Raw genomic sequence first — 2,055 nt, 5'->3', positions numbered from 1 at the left:
TAGAGTTTCCTTCTTTAAATCTTGGATAGAAAATATTACTAACGAGGATGAGGGTTCTCAATTGGCGTCATCTAAACTAAATACACTTCCAACGGGTCTCACTGAGGAGATTTTACCGGAGGTATGCGCAGATATTGGATTGAAGCCAAATGCAATTTAACAAGCGCATAAACTCGCTCGCTGGCTCGCTGGGACAATAACACGTAGGCTCAGTCGCTTCGCTCTAATTTTAGCCTACGTGTTATTGCCCGTTATGCGAGCGTTGGTATGACTCCCCTTGTCAATAAAAACCGAATGTCTCCCTGACATTTTTTCGGTCCATAATTAGCTGTGTTCTTACTCATATTAAATGAGCTAACGCACCGGATGAGGCAGTAATGTCGTCGGTTGTCATGCTGGTATTCGTGGATTATTCACCTTTCAGTGAACAGCGCCTACCTTACTCACTCCGCCGTGGTCACCTTCTCATCAGTCTATGTTCGTGGATCAATAACCGTTAAGTTATTGCCGTCATAACGCCCTAGTAGGTTGTGCCACATTCCGCGGCCTGATCCGAATGCATTAGCTCGAACTCTTTTATCATGCAGGTACTCTGCTCAATCTCAATTTTGGATTAACTGGCGTAAGCACCACTTCTTTAGCGATAGCCCATATGTAGGCTGCCATCTCTCTGGCTATTGCGGTGATAATGAGGTTGTAATGCTTACCTTTTTTACTCATTCGCTGGTAGCGTTTGCACAGTCGAAGCTGTGCTTTCCACGCAATATCGACGATGTCTTTGGGTAGCCCTTCTTGACGAATTTGAATATTAGTCGATACATTTGCTGGATATCGATAGCTGTGCGCCCCCTCAATTAACAAGCGTCTAGCTCTACCGTTACCAGACTTCGTAATAGCGCCCAAATGACGTTTTCCACCAGAGGAATGTTCGCTGGGTACTAAGCCTAAATAAGCCATAAGCTTTCTCGGGTGGTCGAATCGGTGTAAATCACCAAGTTCCGCAACAACCCCAACCGCCACTAGCAGCCTCACACCACGCATGGCTTGGATCGCTTTAACGACAGGATAATAACGCCACTGGTGTACATGATGGGTTAGCTCATTATCCAGCCTTTCTAAGCGGCGGATCCGCTCTTCAATAGTCTGCAACTGTTCCTGCAATACGATTTGCTGCGCCGGATGAGGTAATATCAGTTCAGTCAGCCACCGCAGATGTTTCTTCGACCAGTTAGCAGTTCCTTCATACCGAATATTGTTTCTCAGCAGCAGCGCTTTGAGTTGGTATTTGGCTTCTTTTAAATCTTTCATCGCAAGCTCTCGAGCGCGGGATAAATCTCTTACCGCTTCATCTTCTGGCTCAGGCACATAAATGGGCGTGAGATCTTCCGATTTTAACAACTTCACCAGCTTTAACGCATCGCGCCTATCAGTCTTAATATGGTCACCAGGCTTTTTGGGTATAAGGGACGGCGCTACAACATAGCAACAATGCCCTAAACTCGTGATAAGTCGGTAGATCCAATATCCACAAGGCCCAGCTTCATATACGACGTGAAGTGTTGCACCAGGATATTTAGATTCAAACTGACGGATAAGCTTTTTGACGCTGACTTTTGTAGAAGGAATGCGGCCATAGTGCACCGCACTTGCTCCACGCTGCTCTTCACAATAAGCCACTTCATGAAATTCTTTGTGAGTATCTAATCCTAAAAAAACTATGCTATGTTTGTTCATGCTAGCCTCCAAATGATTTAGTCTTAAGCAAACTAATTATGGCACTGGCTGAAAAGTTAACCCACGAAAATGCGGAGGCTAGCATTTCTCAGGGAGTCATTGTGTCTATACCCACAAAGCTAAATTTCATTGAATTATTTTTTGATGAATAGTAATGTCACCAAATGCAAGAAAATACTTCATACAATTTTAATTCAATTTCATGGTGGCGCTCTATTTTATAGAGCGGCGCTGGATCACATCTATTCAAAGCCGTCGGAAGACTGCTTGTGAATAATGTCATTTATGTCTCCGATGGTATAACTATTAGGAGGCATATTA

Annotated in this window: 2 protein-coding genes; one reads left to right on the top strand and one right to left on the bottom strand. The window is 44.1% G+C overall.

Going from position 1 to position 2,055, the window contains the following annotated elements; all coding sequences use genetic code 11:
- Window positions 1-377 precede the first annotated feature (377 nt).
- Entirely contained in the window at window positions 378-500 is a 123-nt protein-coding gene (locus ABJF92_RS15810; protein WP_446816738.1) for a hypothetical protein, read from the top strand.
- Window positions 501-579: 79 nt separating this feature from the next.
- Here the strand turns inward: ABJF92_RS15810 and ABJF92_RS15805 are convergent, their stop codons facing one another.
- Window positions 580-1,734 (bottom strand): IS110 family transposase, encoded by a 1,155-nt coding sequence (locus tag ABJF92_RS15805; RefSeq protein ID WP_446816737.1) that lies wholly within the window; start codon window positions 1,732-1,734, stop codon window positions 580-582.
- Between the last annotated feature and the right edge of the window lie 321 nt (window positions 1,735-2,055).

The organism is Marinomonas sp. (genome assembly GCF_039940335.1).
GTDB lineage: Bacteria > Pseudomonadota > Gammaproteobacteria > Pseudomonadales > Marinomonadaceae > Marinomonas.
Note: the sequence above shows the minus strand (reverse complement) of the source record. Positions and strands in the feature narration are given on the sequence as shown.